The 19,264-nt window shown below is 44.4% G+C and carries 22 protein-coding genes; 21 read left to right on the top strand and 1 reads right to left on the bottom strand.

Translation table 11 applies throughout. From position 1 onward, the window contains the following. Positions 1–162 precede the first annotated feature (162 nt). The 19 genes from MUCPA_RS10125 to MUCPA_RS10035 all read left to right on the top strand — a co-directional run bounded on the left by MUCPA_RS10125 (position 163) and on the right by MUCPA_RS10035 (position 16,428). A complete protein-coding gene (locus MUCPA_RS10125; protein ID WP_233276852.1) occupies positions 163–1,554 on the top strand; it encodes a S8 family serine peptidase in 1,392 nt (463 codons plus the stop codon). After that, complete coding sequence (locus MUCPA_RS10120) at positions 1,551–2,507, top strand: NAD-dependent epimerase/dehydratase family protein (protein WP_008506189.1); 957 nt, start codon at positions 1,551–1,553, stop codon at positions 2,505–2,507. The genes MUCPA_RS10125 and MUCPA_RS10120 overlap by 4 nt, the downstream gene beginning before the upstream one ends. Before the next feature lie 274 nt (positions 2,508–2,781). Then, positions 2,782–3,396: a Crp/Fnr family transcriptional regulator gene (locus MUCPA_RS10115; RefSeq protein WP_008506187.1), complete on the top strand. Its 615-nt coding sequence runs from the start codon at positions 2,782–2,784 to the stop codon at positions 3,394–3,396. A gap of 577 nt (positions 3,397–3,973) precedes the next feature. Further along, positions 3,974–4,534: a helix-turn-helix transcriptional regulator gene (locus MUCPA_RS35935; RefSeq protein ID WP_008506186.1), complete on the top strand. Its 561-nt coding sequence runs from the start codon at positions 3,974–3,976 to the stop codon at positions 4,532–4,534. Positions 4,535–4,757: 223 nt separating this feature from the next. Further along, complete coding sequence (locus MUCPA_RS10105) at positions 4,758–5,672, top strand: RteC domain-containing protein (protein ID WP_008506184.1); 915 nt, start codon at positions 4,758–4,760, stop codon at positions 5,670–5,672. Positions 5,673–5,791: 119 nt separating this feature from the next. After that, positions 5,792–6,292 (top strand): hypothetical protein, encoded by a 501-nt coding sequence (locus MUCPA_RS10100; protein ID WP_008506182.1) that lies wholly within the window; start codon positions 5,792–5,794, stop codon positions 6,290–6,292. 103 nt (positions 6,293–6,395) lie between these two features. Beyond that, the gene (locus MUCPA_RS10095; protein WP_008506180.1) at positions 6,396–6,767 is read left to right on the top strand and encodes a DUF4134 domain-containing protein; all 372 of its coding nucleotides are present in this window, start codon (positions 6,396–6,398) and stop codon (positions 6,765–6,767) included. 100 nt (positions 6,768–6,867) lie between these two features. Next, positions 6,868–7,203 (top strand): DUF4133 domain-containing protein, encoded by a 336-nt coding sequence (locus MUCPA_RS10090; protein ID WP_008506178.1) that lies wholly within the window; start codon positions 6,868–6,870, stop codon positions 7,201–7,203. Beyond that, positions 7,200–9,671 (top strand): TraG family conjugative transposon ATPase, encoded by a 2,472-nt coding sequence (locus MUCPA_RS10085; RefSeq protein ID WP_008506177.1) that lies wholly within the window; start codon positions 7,200–7,202, stop codon positions 9,669–9,671. The genes MUCPA_RS10090 and MUCPA_RS10085 overlap by 4 nt, the downstream gene beginning before the upstream one ends. Positions 9,672–9,690: 19 nt before the next feature. Continuing rightward, positions 9,691–10,077 (top strand): hypothetical protein, encoded by a 387-nt coding sequence (locus MUCPA_RS10080; protein WP_008506176.1) that lies wholly within the window; start codon positions 9,691–9,693, stop codon positions 10,075–10,077. A 10-nt stretch (positions 10,078–10,087) separates the two neighbouring features. Next, positions 10,088–10,792 (top strand): hypothetical protein, encoded by a 705-nt coding sequence (locus MUCPA_RS10075; protein ID WP_040625826.1) that lies wholly within the window; start codon positions 10,088–10,090, stop codon positions 10,790–10,792. Then, positions 10,779–11,426, top strand: a complete 648-nt coding sequence (locus MUCPA_RS10070; protein WP_008506174.1) for a hypothetical protein — start codon at positions 10,779–10,781, stop codon at positions 11,424–11,426. Before MUCPA_RS10075 ends, MUCPA_RS10070 begins: the two co-directional genes overlap by 14 nt. Continuing rightward, the gene (locus MUCPA_RS10065) at positions 11,413–12,048 is read left to right on the top strand and encodes a hypothetical protein (protein ID WP_008506173.1); all 636 of its coding nucleotides are present in this window, start codon (positions 11,413–11,415) and stop codon (positions 12,046–12,048) included. The genes MUCPA_RS10070 and MUCPA_RS10065 overlap by 14 nt, the downstream gene beginning before the upstream one ends. Positions 12,049–12,053: 5 nt before the next feature. Beyond that, complete coding sequence (traJ, locus tag MUCPA_RS10060; RefSeq protein ID WP_008506172.1) at positions 12,054–13,232, top strand: conjugative transposon protein TraJ; 1,179 nt, start codon at positions 12,054–12,056, stop codon at positions 13,230–13,232. Positions 13,233–13,241: 9 nt separating this feature from the next. Next, complete coding sequence (gene traK, locus MUCPA_RS10055) at positions 13,242–13,865, top strand: conjugative transposon protein TraK (RefSeq protein ID WP_008506171.1); 624 nt, start codon at positions 13,242–13,244, stop codon at positions 13,863–13,865. Continuing rightward, a complete protein-coding gene (locus tag MUCPA_RS10050) occupies positions 13,862–14,095 on the top strand; it encodes a hypothetical protein (RefSeq protein ID WP_008506170.1) in 234 nt (77 codons plus the stop codon). Before traK ends, MUCPA_RS10050 begins: the two co-directional genes overlap by 4 nt. Before the next feature lie 18 nt (positions 14,096–14,113). Further along, positions 14,114–15,169 carry a conjugative transposon protein TraM gene (gene traM / locus MUCPA_RS10045; protein ID WP_008506169.1) on the top strand — a complete coding sequence of 352 codons (1,056 nt, stop codon included), beginning with the start codon at positions 14,114–14,116 and terminating at the stop codon, positions 15,167–15,169. 21 nt (positions 15,170–15,190) lie between these two features. Next, complete coding sequence (locus MUCPA_RS10040; RefSeq protein WP_008506168.1) at positions 15,191–16,186, top strand: hypothetical protein; 996 nt, start codon at positions 15,191–15,193, stop codon at positions 16,184–16,186. A gap of 59 nt (positions 16,187–16,245) precedes the next feature. Then, positions 16,246–16,428, top strand: a complete 183-nt coding sequence (locus MUCPA_RS10035; protein WP_008506167.1) for a hypothetical protein — start codon at positions 16,246–16,248, stop codon at positions 16,426–16,428. Positions 16,429–16,536: 108 nt separating this feature from the next. On the opposite strand, the gene MUCPA_RS10030 is transcribed toward MUCPA_RS10035, so the two are convergent. Beyond that, positions 16,537–17,451: a DUF2971 domain-containing protein gene (locus MUCPA_RS10030; protein ID WP_008506166.1), complete on the bottom strand. Its 915-nt coding sequence runs from the start codon at positions 17,449–17,451 to the stop codon at positions 16,537–16,539. Between the two features lie 167 nt (positions 17,452–17,618). On the opposite strand from MUCPA_RS10030, the gene MUCPA_RS10025 reads away from it, so the two are divergent. Both MUCPA_RS10025 and MUCPA_RS10020 read left to right on the top strand, forming a co-directional pair. Then, positions 17,619–18,338 (top strand): hypothetical protein, encoded by a 720-nt coding sequence (locus MUCPA_RS10025; protein WP_008506165.1) that lies wholly within the window; start codon positions 17,619–17,621, stop codon positions 18,336–18,338. Between the two features lie 41 nt (positions 18,339–18,379). After that, on the top strand, positions 18,380–19,246 hold the full coding sequence (locus MUCPA_RS10020) for a DUF5677 domain-containing protein (protein WP_008506164.1): 867 nt from the start codon (positions 18,380–18,382) through the stop codon (positions 19,244–19,246). Positions 19,247–19,264: the final 18 nt, after the last annotated feature.

Below are 19,264 nucleotides of genomic sequence, written 5' to 3'. Positions count from 1 at the left end.
GTTTTACTGCTGTATACAAGAAACAATGATGCAGGAATTGAAATCAGCAAAATCGCTACCACGAAAATGATCAGACTGACTAAACTTATATTAATCGCCGTCGGGACTTTAACCTGCTTTAACGTGTTTGGGCAACAAATTCCAAATTGGCAGAACAAAGATTTGCAAAAGGACATTTTATTCGGTATCAGTACAGAAAAAGCCTATTCCCTGCTTCAAGGCAAGAAAGCTACTAAAATTACGGTAGCCGTTATTGACGCGGGTATAGATACCATACATGAGGACCTGAAAAGCATTTTATGGATCAACCCTAAAAAGGAAGCTTTTGATAATGGCACTTACGGCTGGAGCTATCTCGGTTCACCAAAAGGCAACGTTCACTACGACAACCTTGAGGTCACCCGCCAGGTGCGGCAGTTTGAACAACGCGATACCAGCAAATTACCGGCATCCGACCTACTGGCTTACCATGCCGAAAAACAAGTGCTTCAAAGACAGTTGTCAGAGGCGCAGCGCATGGTTGATGGAATGGGCAACTTTCGCCGCATTCTTGAAAGTGTCGTTCAAAAGATAGGTAAACCCGAACCAAAGTTAGCCGATTTCCAAACGTATCAGCCATTAGGGCCGGGCGAAACCCAGGTCTGCCAAACCCTGATAAAAGTCCTCACGGAGAAAGATGATTATAAATCTTTTAAAGAAGAACAATTAGACAGCCCCATGGAGCACTTCAAAGTGCAATCGGATTATCAGTTGAACACGGGATACGATCCCAGGATTATTATTGGTGATGACTATTTCAATAGCAAGCAACATAAATACGGCAGTTCCGATGTCATGGGGCCTGATGCCACACATGGCACCCATGTAGCTGGTATAATTGCGGCTGTAAGAAATAACGGAATTGGGCTTGACGGAATCGCCGATAATGTTCAAATCTTAACCGTTCGTGCTGTTCCTGACGGTGATGAACGGGACAAGGATGTGGCAAATGCTATCCGCTATGCAACTGATCACGGTGCCAAGGTTATCAATATGAGCTTTGGTAAGGATTATAGCCAGGATAAAAAAGCAGTAGATGAAGCTATTCAATATGCTTTAAAGAAAGATGTGTTGCTGATCCAGGCAGCGGGCAACAGTAATAAGAACATCGATTCAGCAGCTAATTTCCCCAATAGGAAATACATTAATGGAAAGATAGCTGGTGCATACATTGTTGTCGGTGCTTCTGGATTAAAAGATGATGACCACCTTAAGGCTGGTTTCTCTAATTATGGTAAAACATCAGTTGATGTTTTTGCGCCTGGTGTCCAAATTTATTCGACCATTCCCGGCTCCAAGTATGCTTATTTCGACGGTACCAGCATGGCCTGCCCTGTTGTATCAGGATTAGCAGCATTGATACGAGAGTACTACCCCAAGCTAACCGCTTTGGAGGTAAAAGAAATTATCTTGAAAAGTGTTGTAAAAAGAAGTGCCTTGACAAATTATTGCATAACCGGTGGTGTCGTAAACATCTATAATGCACTGCAATTAGCGGAAAAGTATCAAAAATGAAAGCGGAAAAAATCCTTGTCATAGGAGCCTGCGGCCAAATAGGAACTGAATTAACCATTGCGTTAAAAGCGAAACACGGTAATGATAGTGTACTTGCCGCTGATGTCAAACTGTTAAACGATGTGCCGTTCAATCTGCGTCCATACGTCAAACTAAATGTAATGGACAAGTTAGAGCTGCGCACATTGATCCTTAAAGAAAAAGTCACTACGGTTTACCATTTAGCTGCAATGTTATCAGCTAATGGTGAAAAGCAGCCTTTGGTAGCCTGGGATTTAAATATGCAGGGCTTGCTTAATGTGCTGGATATCGCCAAATCTGATCAGCTTAAAGTATTCTGGCCCAGTAGTATTGCCGTATTCGGCCCAACCGGCCCGAAGGCTTTTAGCCCGCAGCACGCGATCACCGAGCCTTCAACAGTTTACGGTATAAGCAAAGTGGCTGGAGAGTTATGGTGTAAATATTATTTTGACCAGTACGGGGTTGATGTTCGAAGTATACGCTATCCGGGATTGATAAGTTATTCAGCACCTCCTGGCGGCGGCACAACCGATTATGCGGTTGATATTTTTCACCAGGCCTTGAAACACCGTCAATACACCAGCTTTATCAAAGCACATACAGCCTTGCCGATGATGTATATGGCAGATGCGATACGGGCTACGCTGGAATTAATGGATGCTCCGGCCGAAAAGCTAACGGTAAGGACAGGTTATAATGTACACGCTTTAAGCTTTACGCCCGAACAATTAGCGGTCGAAGTCGAAAAGCAGTTACCAGCATTTAAAATGTATTACAAACCGGATTCCAGGCAATTGATCGCGGAAAGCTGGCCTGCCAGCGTCGATGACCGTCATGCCCGGCACGATTGGGGCTGGGAACCTCAATATGATTTGAGTGCGATGGTAAACGATATGCTGAAGAATTTGAAACAACAATTACAATACACATGAGCTTTAAAATCGGAATAGTGCTCATTGTAGCCTTTGCCATTTTTATCGCTTATAAAATATCCAAAGACGATGACCAGGACTAACAAGGGTCAGCGTTGCCGGAACTCCGTTCTTTATACACAGTTAATAATAATTAGTTAGTAGTTAGTTAAAAAAGTGAGCGCATCCCGGACTGATCGCCGGATGCGCTTTTTCATTCAAATTCTATTCGTCTATGTGAAATCCTTACGCTAATACTTTTATTTCTATCTACCAATTCTAAAAATCTAAATCTATGAGAAACCATGAAGAGATCATTAAACGTTTATTTAAACTTTTATGCAGTTATAAGATACAACCCGAGGCGTTGAGGGAATTTTTGCAGGCAGTAATGACCGGGCGCTTATATCCCGAGCGCGAGATTTTGTATGAACACAACAGTACGGTGACTGATGCCATTTTTGTTTCTGATGGCTTTGTGGCCTGTTATGGTTTTGGCGAAAATGGTGACAGGCAGGTTGCCGGCATCTATGGCAAGGATTCGATCATCGCTAGTAAAAGCTTTACCAGTGAGCAGCCTTCGGCTTATGAATGGGTAGCGCTTCCCGGCGCTTACCTGATGAAAATAGGTTACAACCACATGAAAACGGTTTATGCTACTTTTCCTGATGCCGAGGAACTGGCAAGATTGGTGATGGCGGATGCTGCTGATAAAGATTTACAGCGCGTTCACCTGTTGAAACGGGATGCGGAGTCTTTGGTTTATGAATTTTATAAAAAGGATTTCCCGGAGTTTTACCTGCCAGGTGGGCTGATGGTGGATTCGGATGTTGCTTCTTATCTTTTGATCAGTGAAAGCACCTTGCGCAACACCAGGGCGAAGCTAACCAAGGAAGATAAACTCCCTTAAAATAAGCCGTTTATAATCAGGTGATTACTTGCTTATTAGTTAAAACTTGCTTTGGAGTCACTTTTTTAGAGGCATGGTTTAATAACAATTTAAGAACTTACGTTCTTACAAAAACTTATTATGAAAACCATACTTAAATTAAAATTCCATTTGACAATAAACAGCTTAACTGGAGCAGTCTTGCTGCGCTATCTGATAAGCCCTAACTATTTTCTATCTTTACAACTGGTTAAAATTGATAATACGAAACAGACATAAGTCTTTAATAATATAGAACGATAGCGTTCACTAACCTTCCGGACAAAATAAAGCCGCTAACTTTTGAATCGACCAAGGAAGACAAGTGTAATGCCTGCGTTAGCGCGGGCTAGCCTTGTTTTGGAGTCGGGGTACTTAGCGGCACCTTTTTGTCCGGACATGGCGACACCCTCGCGAACGCAGGTTTGCTGTCGGTTAGCTGCTTCTCCGCAGGTTAAAAGGCGCATTGATCTGACTACCCCATCTGAATTTTACTGTGCTACTCTCCATGCGAATAAGCGGTTATTAAATTAATCTTATTAATAATCTTAAACTGCTTATGCGTACGATCAAAATTCAATTACCTTTAATTTCCTGGATATTTATCCTGCTTGATATTTCCCTTTTCTGTTTCCAGTTTATTCGTGTTTATTTCCATCCCGGTGAAGGCAGGCACTGGCGTGCTACGATGTTGTGTTTACTGATCATTATTTACAATTGTATTTCGGGAAACCTGTCGGCGCTCTGGGTACATATCTCTATAAATGTGGCCGTTTTATTTTTGGTAGTTTACCTTTTAACTAAGAAAGTTAGGGATGTCTCTAATAATAAGGCGGAAGAACCGCCGGCGGAAACACCGGACATCCCCTTTCAAATGCTGGAGATTACGGAAGCGATGGCGGTGGTTTTCCTGGAGAACTGCCATCTCTTCCAATTTACGGCACGAGAGATCGATGTTTGTCTCTTGCTTGCCAAAGGAATGACCTATACCGAGATCGCGGAAACGTTGCACATTTCTAATTCAACGGTCGATTCCCACACTCAAAAGATCTATAAAAAATCAGGGGTCAATAGTAGGGTCGCCCTGCTCAATAAATTCTACCAAAAACCGGGACAATAGCACGGTTTTTTTTATGGGGATAATCCCTGAATTGTCCCCTCTCTACGCTGTTTTGACGCGTGTCTGTTACAAATCGTGAACTTTCACTATTGTTTTTTTATGGGATTTGAACGCACATTTGGCAATAACCAATACGAATATGCCTATGGTCAAATGATACTCGTTCTGCTGATTTTCTAATGGTAGCCTCCGGGCGTCAGCAGGTTTATTTAAATCATCATATATGCGTAAAAACAATTTCAAAGTGGCGTTTCGTGAACTGCGGGGCAAGCTGAAAGTGATCTCTGGTAACGATGACCTGGGTCTGGTGGAAAAGTTCAACGAGGCGATTGCCCTGATCAGGGAATACTTAAAGGATGTCAGGACTTCGGTGCTGGCGAATCCATTTAAAGAGAAACTGGAACAGATCTATTTTTATAAGTTCGAGAAACCGGAGTATTATGCTTTAAAGATCTACCATGTGGCCTTGTATACCCTACTGTCCCAGAGACCGGCAGGTCCGCCGGATATCCTCCGCAAATTCTACCTGGAGGAACTGGAATTTATCCTGCGCTATTTTAATCAGCATGCTTTTTATTATGAATACTACCGTTCGGGTTTCACAGAAATGGATGAAGCTTTGTTTATTCCAGGTGCGGTCATGGCTTCGCCTTTACTGCATGATGTGCCGGAATTAGACCCTGATTACTCCACCAACGGGGATTACCTCTTTTCCAAATTTATCGCCTATGAAATGTTGCAGGAATATATCCTGAACGAGCTGTCGGCGCTTGACTGCCCGGTTCCGGGCGTCGGCAACGGCATTATGGGCGCTACGGGTATGCCTGCGATTGCCGGTAAAAAATGGTTTGAATGGACGGGCGAATTGATCAATGTGGTGGAATTGGGTTATGGGATTTATCTCTCTAAACAGTTGAATGACGGGAAAGCGACCCTGGCGGAGATTTTCCGCTGGTTGAATGAAAGTTTTGGCTTGAAGATCGTCAACCCGGCCAATAAGCTGGCCGAGATCAAACGGCGCAAAAGGATTTCGCGCACGCATTTCTTCGATTTTTTACAGGCGGCTTTTATTGCCTATCTGGACGAAGACGATGCGTTTGACCCGGATGAACTGTTGGGAAATGGCCGTTTAAATTAGTGTTAAGGCGGTTTGAGATTTATTCATCAGTACTACTGATAAGCCTGTTTCCGGCTTCCTGACCTTTGATTTTGTGATCCGGGGGCAATGGAGCCGCCGGAATAATAAACAACAATCTTATGTTAAAATCATTTTCATGGCCGGACTTTTTACTGGCCGCAAGCGTGTTCAGCCTGTTTTGGTTCCTGGTGATCGGGCTGCTGTTTTATCGTAAAGAAGTCTTCGGCTTGTTGTCGGGCAGTAAGGCCGATGCCGAACCTTTACCGCATAGCTGGCAAAATGAGGTGGAAGAATTTGAGGATTCGTCACCGGATGATCTGATGGGCAAGTCTGTTTTGGATGAAGGCGTAGCATTGGTATCAGCGGAGGATTTTTCTTTCGTGGACAAGGACGAACAGCTTGGGCTGCTGGCAGATGTGCAGGAGGAAGTGAAATCCATTTGCAGCATCCTGGAGAAAGAAGACGGCGGTAAGGAGTATTTCCTGTCTCTTTTCGCCCTGGTAAAAAGCAAGTACCCTGCGGTTGCTTCCAGTCCGGCGCTGTCCGCGATCAATGCTTTTATCCGGGAGCATGTGCCCTTCTTTTTGTCCGATGATGAACTGGACAGCCTTTGGGTATAGTTCTTTTGGCCTTTTTTAATTGCGGGTCGGGTTTGGTTTCCATTCCGAAAAAACAGGCGGTACATCGAGGTACTGCCGATTTGGAAAACTAAACAAAGACAGCATGATGAAAAAATTAAAAGTTCAGGTGAAGCCTGAAAGTGTACACAGCAGGAAAAAGCAATTGTTTGTCAAAGGATGGCTATTAACGGTAACGCTTTGCGTGTACCAGATGCTTTGCAGTGTGACTGCTTATTGCCAGGACGGCGCGGCAGGGATAAATGAAGCGACCAATAAGGTCAAAGGCTACTTTGATTCAGGTTGTAACCTGATGTATGCCATTGGCGCGGTTGTGGGCCTTATCGGTGCGGTGAAAGTGTTCAATAAGTGGAATGCCGGCGAGCCGGACACCAATAAGGTGGCAGCGGCCTGGTTTGGCTCTTGTATCTTTTTAGTAGTAGTAGCTACGGTACTAAAATCCTTCTTTGGAATATAAGTCGGATTAATGATTCACAGATCATGGCAGGCGGGGCGCAAAGCCTGGCTAAGAATGGCGCTGCGGCTTTGCCTGCCGGTGATCTTAAAATTTTACGTAAATGAGTACAGTATATCAAATTAATAAGGGGATTAATAAACCCATAGAATTCCGGGGCCTATACGGCCAGTATATCGCCTACCTGGCGGTCGGGCTGGTCGTACTGCTGCTAACCTTTATTATCCTTTACCTGCTGGGTACCGGCCTGATGGTCATTGTGCCGCTGGTATTTGCCCTGGGTGGCGGTTTGTTCTTTTCTGTCAATCGCCTATCTAAACGCTTCGGTGTTAATGGCTTGGAAAAGTATATGGCCAAACGTGGGCTGCCGAATTATGTAAGGTTCAGTTCCAGGCGGGTATTTACGACGCTGCGTTCGTCGGGAAAGGTGGGCGTATGATAGAGATCGAAAAAATACTGCCGGTCTGGAAAGTAGAACGGGATGCCATGATCTCCATGTCAGGCGATATCACGTTTGCATGGCGGGTGGAACACGCCGAAACGGGTACGCTTTCGCAACAGAATTTCGAGGCGCAGCATTTGGCCATGGTAAAAGCGGTCAGGGTGTTGTTGCCCGATACCGTGTTGCATAAAGCAGACTGGTACACTAAAGGTAAAGTAAAGGCGGATTTCGTGCGGGCAGGTGATGGTGTATTGTCTTTGGCCTCGGAGCGGTTCTTTAACGAAAGACCGTACTTAGACCATGAGTGTTTCCTGTTCATTACCTTAAAGCCGCTGGCTCGTAAGCTGTCATCTTCAGCATATGCCAATATCCTGCGCAAGTCGATCTCTCCTGTGGAGGTGAAAGATGAAAAACGCTACAAAGATTTTGTTTCGGCCTGCGGGCAGTTTGAGCGGATCATAGCGGACAGCGGCTTGATGAGTATGCGGCGACTTTTGGAGCCGGAATTATGTGGCACGGCTAACACGGCGGGTATCATTGAAAAATACCTGTTCCTGTTACGACCGAATCAGCAGCCGGTGATCAGGGACATTCATTTACGTGATGGCTTGCGGGTTGGTGACCAGCATTGCGAACTGTATACCTTATCGGATGCTGCCGACTTGCCTGCCTTTTGCGGGAGTCGTATCAACTATGATAAGTATTCCACGGACCGCAGTAAATACAGTATTGGGTTTGCTTCTCCGCTCGGACAGTTCCTGGACTGTAACCACATTTACAGCCAGTACCTGTTTATTGGCGATGCCCATAAAACGATCAAGGCGCTGGAAGCGAAAAAGCTGCGTTTACAATCGCTATCCGCTTATTCCAGGGAGAACGCGATCTCGCGGGATGCCTGCAATGATTTCCTGAATGAGGCCATTGGGCAACAGCGCCTTCCGGTCAAGGCACATTTTAACGTTTTGGCTTGGGCGGATAATGTTTCCGAGCTGGCAGAATTGCGGAATAAAGTAGGCTCTGCTATGGCTTCGATGGATGCGGTCTGTAAGCAGGAAACCGATGGCGCGGCACAGATTTGGTTCGCGGGGATGCCGGGAAATGCGGCGGATTTCCCGATGAATGACACCTTCGACACTTTTGCGGAGCAGGCCGTTTGTTTCTTCAACATGGAAACGAGTTACCGTTCCTCCATGTCGCCTTTCGGCATCCGGCTGGGCGACCGCACTTCGGGTTACCCCTTGCATGTGGATATATCAGATGAACCGATCCTTCGGGGCTGGACGACCAATCGCAATAAATTTATCATCGGCCCGAGCGGTTCGGGTAAGAGTTTTTTTACCAATCACATGGTGCGTTCTTACTACGAGCAGGGTGCGCACGTCGTTCTGGTGGATGTAGGCCACAGTTATAAAGGGCTTTGCGACCTGATGGGCGGCTATTATTTTACCTATTCGGAGAAATCGCCCATCCGTTTTAATCCTTTTTATATCGCTGAAGGCGATACGCTGGATACCGAAAAAAAGGAGAGCATCAAAACTTTGCTAATGACGCTTTGGAAAAAGGATGACGAAAGCTATACCCGCTCAGAGTATGTGGCCATATCCAATGCGCTGACCCTTTATTATGAGTATTTGGGTTTGCATCCTGATGTATTCCCTTGTTTTAATTCCTTTTATGAATTCCTGATGGAGGAATACCTGCAAGTGTTGGAAGATGGTAAAGTGCAGGAACGAAATTTTGATGTCGATAATTTCCTGTATGTACTGAATCCTTACTATAAAGGCGGTGAGTTTGATTATTTGCTGAATGCCACCAGTAACCTTGACCTGCTTAACGAGCGCTTTATCGTTTTCGAGCTGGACGAGATAAAGGAGCATGCCATTTTGCTGCCTATCGTAACGATCATCATCATGGAGGTATTCATCTCCAAAATGCGCAAGCTGAAGGGTGTGCGTAAGATGATCTTACTGGAAGAAGTGTGGAAAGCGATCTCCCGTGAAGGTACAGCAGAGTACATTAAATATTTGTTTAAAACGGTGCGTAAGTTTTTCGGTGAGGCGGTAGTCGTTACCCAGGAGATCGAGGATATCATTTCATCGCCCATCGTTAAGCAGGCCATCATCAATAACTCTGACTGTAAGATCCTGCTGGACCAGAGCAAGTACCAGAACAAGTTTGACGATGTACAGGCGCTCATGGGTTTGACCGGTAAGGAAAAGGCGCAGATCCTTTCTATGAACAAGGCCAATGACCCGACCAAAAAGTACAAAGAGGTGTTCATTTCACTCGGCGGCCAGCAGAGCAAGGTGTACCGTACAGAGGTTAGCCTGGAAGAATACCTCTGCTATTCAACCGAAGAAAAGGAAAAGATGAAAGTACAGGAATACGCCGCAAAGTACGGCGATATCCGTAAAGGGATCGCCGTACTTGCGGCTGAGCTCCGTAACGGAGCGAAGATTTTTTAACCATTTAAATTAATTCATTATGGAACTAGTATTCAAAACAACATTTACAAAAAACGTCGGACTGGCGCTTATCGCTGTACTATTTATTTTCCTTTTCGGTTGCCATTCCCAGCCTGATTTTAACGGCACTTATGTCAACCATGCTTCCGGCGAGTTCAGTATTGCTGACGACACCTTACAAGTAGAGCATGTGCAGGGTCAGCAGTATACCATCCACCGGAAAACGGGTTACCGCGAGATCGCTGAAGATGGCAAGCCAAGCAAACTGCAATGGCATGTAGAGGAATGGCAAGCAGTTTATGACCCTGGTGCCAGGGTGATGACCGAAAGCCGTAAGGGCCGCACGCTGACTTTTGGAAAAGGAATATTGGTTTTAGAGCGCAGCCGTTACCGGCGAGTCAATTAACAAAGTATTTATGAGAAATAAACTAAAGAGAATGATAAGAACCTATATGGTTGTTCTGCCGCTGAGTGCCACAACCGTACTTGTGGCTTTGCCCTCCGGGGCGAATGCACAGGTGATAATTGCAGAGGTGATCAAGGCGGCAATCAAAAAAGTGGTCAAGGCCATAGACCTGAAGGTGCAGCGCCTGCAAAATCAGACCATCTGGCTGCAAAACGCCCAAAAAACGGTGGAGAACCAGTTGTCCAAGTTTAAGCTGGACGAGATATCCGACTGGACGGAAAGACAGCGGAAGCTGTATGCAAACTACTATGATGAGCTGGTCAAAGTAAAAGCGATGATTGCTACTTATCAGCGGGTCAAACATCTGGCAGAAACACAGACCAACATTGTCCGCGAATATCACTGGGCGATTGCGCTGTTCAATAAGGACAAGCATTTCAGCCCGGACGAGCTGACGCACATGGAATCGGTCTATAAAGGGATACTGGAGGCGAGTATCCGAAATCTTGACCAGGTGTTTATCGTTACCAACTCCTTTAAAACGCAGATGAGCGATGGCAAGCGGCTGGAGCTGATCAATGCAGCGTCGGCCAAAATGGACGATAATTATTCGGACCTAAAGCAGTTCAACCAGCAGAATATTACGCTGTCCATACAGCGTTCTCAATCGGCGCTGGAAGTGAAAACCTTAAAGCAAATTTATGAGGTCAATTAAAAAATACGGGTATTGCCTTTGTGTCCTGGCATTGGTTTGCTGTAGTTCGCTTAGCCGGGCACAAACTTTTGCGGAATGGTTTAAACAAACGAGTACCCAAAAGAAGTATCTGCTGCAACAGATCGCCGCCTTACAGGTTTATACCGGCTTTCTGGAGAAAGGCTACACGATTGCCAAATCCGGGCTGGGCACCATTAAGGACATCACAAGCGGGGAATTTGACCTGCATTCGCTGTACATCAGTTCGCTGAAACGAGTCAACCCCGTGATACGGAACGATAAGCGGGTCGATCGTATTCTATCCATGCAAACCGAACTGCTGAAGCGCTTTAATGAGCTGGACGGACTGGATGTATTGCCTGCTGATAACAAGTCGTATATCGGTTCGGTAAAGCAAACCATTACGGACTTGTGCCGTAAAGACCTGGATGAACTGGAGCTGGTCATTATCTCAGGCAAGCTGGAAATGACAGACGACGAGCGTTTGGAGCGATTGGGCAAGGTCTATGAAAGCACGTTGGACAAGTATGCGTTTACGCAGCAGTTTACAGCGGGCGTTACGCTGCTGGTTATCCAGGTCAGGCAGCAGCAAAGCGATACGCAAAACGTAAGGAGGTATTATGAAAACAATTAAAATCGCGTTGTTAGGTCTAGTGTTATCCTTTTTCGGATTGCAGGGTGCATCTGCACAGTCTACCGAGATTCAGCAGTTGTTATTGAACGTGGAAAAGCTGGCGCAGTTCAAGCAGATCCTGTCCGATATGAAAAAGGGTTATACCATCCTTTCGACAGGCTATAGTTCTGTAAAAAACATCGCCCAGGGCAATTTTTCCCTGCACGAGACTTTTCTGGATGGCTTAATGCTGGTCAGCCCGGAAGTGCGTAAATATTACAAAATTGCAGATATCATCAGCGATCAGTCTGCCTTAGTTTCCGAATATAAGTCCGCTTATAGGCGTTTCAGTGGCAGCGGTAATTTCAATGCCGGGGAACTGGATTACCTGGGCAGGGTTTATGGATCTTTGTTTAACCAGAGCCTGGAAAACCTTGATCGGCTCATCATGGTCATCACTGCCGGTAAATTGCGCATGAGTGATGATGAACGTCTACAGGCGATTGACCAGATTCATGCTGATACGCAGGATAAATTGATCTTTCTCCGCTCGTTCAATCGGGAAACGGCGGTTTTAAACCTGCAACGGCAAAAGGAAAAGGATGATATCTCGGGAACAGCAGCCTATTACAATTTAAAGTAACAATTATGAAGAAACCAATTTTAATGACCGCATTTATTGCGGCACTGGCCATGCTTTTGCCTTTTAGTTCCCATGCCGAAGGGCTGGCAAACTATCTGGGCGGGATGCAGCCGGTACTGGATAATGTCTATAACGAAATGATACCGCTTTGCGGTAACCTCATTGGTGTGGCGCAGGAACTGGCCGGTTTCGGGGCATTGTGGTACATCGCTTCCAGGGTCTGGCGGCACATTGCCAATGCCGAACCGGTGGATTTTTACCCTTTACTCAGGCCGTTCATGCTGGGCGCTGCCATTATCGCCTTTCAAACCGCAGTGATCCCTTTGATGAACGGGGTACTTAAGCCGGTGGTTACTGCCACCGCTGCGATGGTCAAAAACTCCGATGACGCAATAGCTGCGTTATTGAAACAGAAAGAAGCAGCGGTCAAGCAAAGCAGGCAATGGCAAATGTACGTTGGCGAGAGCGGGCATGGTGACATGGATCGCTGGTACAAGTACACACATCCTGAAGACCCCAACCGCGAAAAGGAAGGCATGTTTGAAGGCCTGGGAAATGATGTAAAATTCTACATGGATAAGGCCAGTTATAACTTTCGTAATTCGATCAAGGAATGGATGAGCGAGGTGTTACAGGTTTTATTTGCAGCGGCGGCTTTGTGTATCAATACCATCCGCACTTTTTACCTGATCGTGCTGGCGATACTTGGGCCGCTGGTATTTGGCTTTGCCGTCTACGATGGCTTTCAGCACACGCTCACGGTCTGGCTGGCGCGATACGTCAACATCTTTATGTGGCTGCCTGTGGCTAATATCTTCGGTGCCATACTGGGTAAGATACAGCAGAATATGCTCAAGATCGACATTACGCAGATCGGGCAAGCAGGCGACACTTTCTTTTCTACGAGTGATACGGCATATTTAGTATTTCTCGTGATTGGCATTGTCGGTTATTTCACGGTACCCAACGTGGCCAATTACATTGTCCATGCTGGCGGCGGCAACGCGATGCTGCAAAAGGTAAACACGCTGGTGGTCGGCGGCACCAGTACCGCTGCTTCTACGGCGCAGACCGGCGCGGGCATGGCGGCTGATGCAATGGGCAATATCTACCGCAGGCTCAAAGGCGGCGACCAGTCGGATGATAACGATTATTTCAAAGACAAGATATCCGGTAAATCATAAACACACATTATGTTTAAACAACTCAAAAATATCGATACGGCTTTTCAGCACATCAAGCGTTTTAGCCTGGTGCTGATCGCGGCAAATGTGCTGATCTGCGGCCTATGGTCGTTTGTGACCTACAGGGCCGTTACTGAAGCGCAGCAGCGGGTGCATATTCTGTATAATGGTAAAGTGTTCGAAGCATTTGCCTCCACACGTAAGGCGAACCTTCCGGTTGAACTCCGCGACCACATCAAGGATTTTCACCATTATTTCTTTGACCAGAGCCCGGATGATAAGGAGATCAAAAAGAAAATCAGCAAGGCCCTTTACCTGGCCGACAATTCTGCTAAAAAGCAATATGATAACCTCGTGGAATCCGGCTATTACAACAACCTGATTTCTGCCAATATCTCCCAGGAAGTGGAAATTGACAGCATCAAACTGGATATCAATACTGCGCCTTACCAGTTCACCTGTTACGCCACAGAAAAACTGATCAGGGCAAGCAATACCGTTGTTCGCAAACTGGTCACCCAGGGCGTGATACGCGACCTGGGCGATAAAACGGATGATAACCCGCATGGCTTTCTGATCCAGCAATGGCAGATACTGGAAAACAGCGATGCCACTAATGCGCAGCAGCCATGAGGATATTCAAAAGAAAACCAAAGGCGTTAAGCCCTCGACAGGAGCAGCGGGCTGGCCAAATCGCCGGTGCCATTTTAAAAAAACAACGGCAGGCGGCAGATTACCTGAATAGGCAGACGGCGGGAATATCGGGCAAAGGCTGGCTGATTCTACTGATTTTGTTCTGCGCGACTTTTGGCAGCTATTGCCTCTACCTGCTGATACAGGCCTTTAATTCACTGAATCATTAACCTTTAAAACTATTTCAAATGACAAAAAGAAAAATGGATAAGCGCAAAATGCTGCTTATACTACCGTTTATCATCCTGCCTTTTCTGGCACTGGCATTTTATGCCTTGGGGGGAGGGCAACAGGTTGTCGCTGTGCAAGGCACAGCTGGTAAAGGCATCAATACGGCCTTACCGGATGCACAGTTTAAAAAAGATGCCCCTGCGGATAAAATGGGCATCTATGAACTGACCAAAAAAGATTCAACGCATGCTGATGTGAATGGAATTGCTTCGGTAGCGGATCGTTTAGGCTTCGATCAGGCAGATGATCCCCAAACCAAAGCGATCAATGAAAAACTGGCGGCTATCAACAAACAGGTCAACACACCGGTTACCGCACCGAATTCTTATAATGAATTAAGCCGAGATGTTACCGAAGATGCGCCTGTCTCCAAAGATGTAGCCAAGCTGGAAAAACTAATGAAAACCATGCAGGAATCCGGCAAAGGCGATGACCCTGAGATGGTGCAGTTGAATACCCTCATGGATAAAATCATGGCGGTACAAAATCCCAGTCAGGTGAAGCCACAGGCACAAAAACCGGAGGCAATAACAGATAGTGTATTTAAAGCCATTCCTGCGGTTATTGACGGTAACCAAAAGGTTATCGAGGGTTCGGTAGTGAAGCTGCGTTTACTTGATACCATCACCATTAATGGCCAGCTGATACCCAAAGGCTATCCTGTTTTTGGTCTGGCTAAATTCAGCAACCAGCGGCTCAACCTGGAAATACGCAATATCCGTTTGGGTACTTCTATTATCCCCGTAAGCCTGACCGTGTTTGATCAAACGGACGCCATGATCGGCATCAATGCGCCGGAAGCGATGCTTTCCGATGCAGCCAGTACCGGTGGCGCGGATGCCATTAGCGGTATCGGCCTGGGTTTCGACCAGAGCCTGACCACGCAGCTTGCGAGTGCCGGACTGGATGCGGCCAAAGGCCTGCTGACCAAAAAGCTGAAGCGCATCAAACAGCCGCTGAAATCGGGTTACCCGCTATTGTTGCGGGCCAATACCCAAAAGACAAATCATTAATGTTTTACTTAAATCATCATTATGAACAAGAACAATCTTGAAAATTTAAAAGCCGAAATGAAAGGCCTTAAATTCGACAAGCAACTCATTGCCGAGATGGAAAAGAACATGGAAAAAGACCTGCCTGCTTTTCAGCTCAAAACGACATTGCCATCGGATAAGGGCCAGATGGATGCTACGCTGCATTTCAAACAGTCCGGGCAGTCCGATTATTATTTCTTTAACAAGTTTGAACTGGCTTACAGTGCCAAAGCCAAACCGCTGGAAAACGAGCAGAAATACATGGTTATTTCTCCCGGTGAGCAAGGCAAAAACATGATGCGCTCATTTCAAAGCCCGGTAGATGCCATGGAGTTCTTTAAGTCACAGAAAGGTGCAAGCGAACTGGCATTAGGTAAGCCAACCGAAAAAGACCTGCAATTCAAAACGCCGCTGGCCACTATGAAGGATGGTAAAGTGGATTATGTAGCGAAAGATTTCCAGCAGACCTATTACGGCCAAACCCTCACCAATTCTTTTTACGTGGACAAAGGCAAAGGGTTCAATGTCACACAGGCGGCCAATATGCTGCAAGGTCGTTCCGCTTTCCGCGATGATCTGGTGAGCCGTGCCGGTGTTGGCTACCAGGCATGGAACGTGATTGCATTTGACAAGCCCAAAGATAATTATGGCAACTATAAGATCCAGCAGTATAATGAAAACTACGGTTTTGATCTGAAACAAGTATTAGCGGAATACAAGATCAATATGCCGGACGACCCAAAAAAGCAGGAAGCCATTTATAATGAACTGAAAGATGGTAACCGCCCGGTGGTCAGTGTGACCGGCACTGACGGCAAAGAAGTCCAAATGCGCATCGAGGCCGTGCCACGTTATGGCAACATCAACTTTTACCATTTAAACGGAAAGCCGGAAAAGCGCGAAGACCTGCAAAAAGCTCCCACGCTTGACCAGTCATTATCTAAAGGCCAGGAAAAGCAAAAAGGAAAAGCGGAAAGCCACGAAATGAGCATGTAAGTTCAGCGAAATCGTAATTAATCAATTTTTTATATCTTCAATTTTAAACAAGTAAATTTATGTCAACATTTCAAAAATTAAAAGACTTAGTAGCAGCAACAGAAGCAGACGCAGTTGCATTCCATGAAAAAGGTAACAAAGCAGCCGGAACACGCCTGCGCAAAGCTTACCAGGAAATCAAGGTATTGGCACAAGCGGGCCGTACAGAGGTAACAGAACTGAAAAATAAAGAGAGTAAATAACAGTAGCAAACTGTTTGGGGTAAAAGCCTGTCGGAGTCCGGCAGGCTTTTTTAAATAAATTATAATTATATCAAGCGTTTTCGATATTCCTTTTGCGGGCAAAGAGGCCTAACTTAATTCTTCTTTAACCATGCATCCATTTCTCATCTTCATTTGATAAAGATTACATTGGTAATCATTTTCGGTCAGTATTTCTAAAACTTTTTTGACGTCCTCGTCGTTTGTTCTAACCCCAAAAATTATCGATTTAACAGATTCTTTGGAAATACTTACATCAGTAAATAATGCTTCAGATTGATTTTTGACTGCTGTTTCTTTAAGGTTTGTCTGCATATTAATACTGGTCGTTATTTCGCCAAAATTTTCAAAAAACATAAATCTATATTCCTTTTCATAATTCCAAGATGTTCTTTTAGAAAATGCGACATCTCTTATCAATAAATCTCTTGTTTCCTCGGTTTCGCCGTATAGAAAGATATCTAAAGGATTGGATTGTGGTTGCAGATTTTCATGGTATCTCACATAACCTTCTCTTAGCAAGCGCGGTTTTTTAAGGTAGACACTGTCAAATTCAATAATGCAACCATAGTGCTGATCAGCATAATGCGCCCACATCAAGTTATTATCATACTTTTCTGTAACACAAAGGACTCGAAAACATTTTATAAGAGCAGCGTTGATAAAATCTCTGTAATCTGATTCGGGGTTACTAAATGTCTTCAGAACTACTTCTTCAAAGTAACTTGTGTTAAAAACAACATCATTCATTGATACCCTCATCACTTCAATTATTAGCCTGGACGCGTCACTTAATTCGTTAATGTTATAATCGGATTGCCCTTTTGCACATTCGGTAAGTATTTTGAAGTAAGCTTTGTAAGAGCTTGCATACTGTTCTTTAGTAAATGGAGTAAATTGGCACTCCTCCAAATCGTTAAAAATCAAGGGGCTCGACCATCGTAACGATTTGTTTTTAAGCACAAGACTTGCAGTTGAAATATTTGTGTATTTATAAAAACTCATAAATTAATGGTTCTAATTACTCCAACTTTCAGCGGCTTCGCGAAGTTGGCAGCTTGAGATAAACCTACTAAAAAGTGGTGAGGGTTGCAACGTTTGGCAAAGCAAGAGTACTTGTTGACGTTTGGTAATAGGAAATTCTTAGATTTATATTTTATAACCAATCACAAATGAGAAGGACGGTAAATGCGCTTGAAGAAATTTTTGCGGCGATATGCAATAGGTCATATCCATATGAATGGGATGAAAACCATATTTCTTTTCAGCTCATGCAAGCCTTGCGACAACTATTCAGCAATAGAGTGATTCATTTTAATGGGTGGTCAAAGATTGTAGATTGGCAAAGTTTTAAGAACAGAGGAAAGCAGGAAACCAGTTACGGCGATATCGCCCTGATTGTAAATGTTCAATTTACTTCGGGCGAAACACTTAAAGGTGTTGTCTGTTTGGAGGCTAAACGTGACTTTAATTCCGGTAACTTTGAATCTGTGGAAATGGCTCAACTGGAACGCTTGCATGCAAACTTACCCTATGCCCAAACATTGTTATTTACCCATAAAAGACAGGAGTTGCAGCAGAAGTTCCCAGATGAAACGACTTGGAAAAGCCATATTTGGGTATCACCCGTAAATACCGCTAAACAGTTATTTCAGCAGGTGCATCCCAGTAATAACTGGAAAATATTGAGGACTGCGTTTCCATTTACTATGTTTTTAACCTCACGGGTTTTTTGGGGACTTGATCTTGATTTTCGTGAGGATGTTTTAAAAGACATTGAAACTGGCATTCATAAAATTATTGATCCGGCTTATTTAGGCATCGTTAATGTTTATTACGAGGGTCAAAGGCCGATAGAGGTTTCACTCGCTGATATTTGGCAGGAGATATAACAGAATCTCTAGTATTGATATTTTTTATTTAATCCAATAATATGCCTTTACAGAAAAACCTTAAAGCAATTTTTGAAGCAATTAAACCACATTGTGATAACTTAATTGTGGAGGATTTCAATACTGAAGACAAAGCCTTTATTTGTCTATTGAAGGCCGCGTTTGCAAAAAACTATGAGTTTAACTGCTTGTGCAATCAATTAAAGCATGTTGATCAATTTTTCTTTATCATGCCGTCATTGCGTGGAATCTGTGAAGATTTAATAGCTATAAAATATATCAAAGAGCATATTAAAATAGAACGCAACAAACTGATCAGCATACAAACTGAAAAACGAACTATAGAGGGGACTTTAGTTCAAAAATCCTTTTTTGATGAAAACCGACCCGGCCAGATTATTCTTGAGATACGGGATGCCCAGACAAGAGTTGATAGCCTTTCCCATCAAATTAAAGACATACTCATTAAAAATGGCTTAAAAGGCGACAAAGAATTTCCGAGTGTAGCGCAAATGGCGACTGACACAAAGTTGATCAAACTTTATAATTACATGTATTATGCAACTTCCAAAACCGTTCATTTTGAACCCGGATTGTTATTACGTTTAGGTTGGTCTAACAGTCTGGAATCAAAGCTATTTACTTTTTCCACTAAGAATTTTACCCGATACCACGCTGATTTTTGTTCGTATTACGCCGCTTATTTATTTATAGAATTCTATAAAGCATTCAAAAAGGATTTAGGTTTAGATGTTCTTTTTAAAAAACAAATAAAGGAAATCACAGATCTGTTGGAGGACGAATTAAGAATGCCGGAGATAGTGACCTTTGAAGAATGCAATATCAAACCGCCATCGGTGATCACCCAATTACTTCTTAAAAGTTCAAAAAAGTTGAGTCACAAATAATTGGTAAATTAACAGATG

The organism is Mucilaginibacter paludis DSM 18603 (genome assembly GCF_000166195.2).
Lineage (GTDB): Bacteria > Bacteroidota > Bacteroidia > Sphingobacteriales > Sphingobacteriaceae > Mucilaginibacter > Mucilaginibacter paludis.
This window is presented reverse-complemented; position numbering and strand designations above follow the sequence as displayed.

Excerpts from the sequence above, each read along its gene's own strand:
- MUCPA_RS10120 (WP_008506189.1), top strand. The coding sequence starts at position 1,551 with ATGAAAGCGGAAAAAATCCTTGTCATAGGAGCCTGCGGCCAAATAGGA.
- MUCPA_RS10115 (WP_008506187.1), top strand. The coding sequence starts at position 2,782 with ATGAGAAACCATGAAGAGATCATTAAACGTTTATTTAAACTTTTATGC.
- MUCPA_RS35935 (WP_008506186.1), top strand. The coding sequence starts at position 3,974 with ATGCGTACGATCAAAATTCAATTACCTTTAATTTCCTGGATATTTATC.
- MUCPA_RS10105 (WP_008506184.1), top strand. The coding sequence starts at position 4,758 with ATGCGTAAAAACAATTTCAAAGTGGCGTTTCGTGAACTGCGGGGCAAG.
- MUCPA_RS10100 (WP_008506182.1), top strand. The coding sequence starts at position 5,792 with ATGTTAAAATCATTTTCATGGCCGGACTTTTTACTGGCCGCAAGCGTG.
- MUCPA_RS10095 (WP_008506180.1), top strand. The coding sequence starts at position 6,396 with ATGATGAAAAAATTAAAAGTTCAGGTGAAGCCTGAAAGTGTACACAGC.
- MUCPA_RS10090 (WP_008506178.1), top strand. The coding sequence starts at position 6,868 with ATGAGTACAGTATATCAAATTAATAAGGGGATTAATAAACCCATAGAA.
- MUCPA_RS10085 (WP_008506177.1), top strand. The coding sequence starts at position 7,200 with ATGATAGAGATCGAAAAAATACTGCCGGTCTGGAAAGTAGAACGGGAT.
- MUCPA_RS10080 (WP_008506176.1), top strand. The coding sequence starts at position 9,691 with ATGGAACTAGTATTCAAAACAACATTTACAAAAAACGTCGGACTGGCG.
- MUCPA_RS10075 (WP_040625826.1), top strand. The coding sequence starts at position 10,088 with ATGAGAAATAAACTAAAGAGAATGATAAGAACCTATATGGTTGTTCTG.
- MUCPA_RS10070 (WP_008506174.1), top strand. The coding sequence starts at position 10,779 with ATGAGGTCAATTAAAAAATACGGGTATTGCCTTTGTGTCCTGGCATTG.
- MUCPA_RS10065 (WP_008506173.1), top strand. The coding sequence starts at position 11,413 with ATGAAAACAATTAAAATCGCGTTGTTAGGTCTAGTGTTATCCTTTTTC.
- traJ (WP_008506172.1), top strand. The coding sequence starts at position 12,054 with ATGAAGAAACCAATTTTAATGACCGCATTTATTGCGGCACTGGCCATG.
- traK (WP_008506171.1), top strand. The coding sequence starts at position 13,242 with ATGTTTAAACAACTCAAAAATATCGATACGGCTTTTCAGCACATCAAG.
- MUCPA_RS10050 (WP_008506170.1), top strand. The coding sequence starts at position 13,862 with ATGAGGATATTCAAAAGAAAACCAAAGGCGTTAAGCCCTCGACAGGAG.
- traM (WP_008506169.1), top strand. The coding sequence starts at position 14,114 with ATGACAAAAAGAAAAATGGATAAGCGCAAAATGCTGCTTATACTACCG.
- MUCPA_RS10040 (WP_008506168.1), top strand. The coding sequence starts at position 15,191 with ATGAACAAGAACAATCTTGAAAATTTAAAAGCCGAAATGAAAGGCCTT.
- MUCPA_RS10035 (WP_008506167.1), top strand. The coding sequence starts at position 16,246 with ATGTCAACATTTCAAAAATTAAAAGACTTAGTAGCAGCAACAGAAGCA.
- MUCPA_RS10030 (WP_008506166.1), bottom strand. The coding sequence starts at position 17,451 with ATGAGTTTTTATAAATACACAAATATTTCAACTGCAAGTCTTGTGCTT.
- MUCPA_RS10025 (WP_008506165.1), top strand. The coding sequence starts at position 17,619 with ATGAGAAGGACGGTAAATGCGCTTGAAGAAATTTTTGCGGCGATATGC.
- MUCPA_RS10020 (WP_008506164.1), top strand. The coding sequence starts at position 18,380 with ATGCCTTTACAGAAAAACCTTAAAGCAATTTTTGAAGCAATTAAACCA.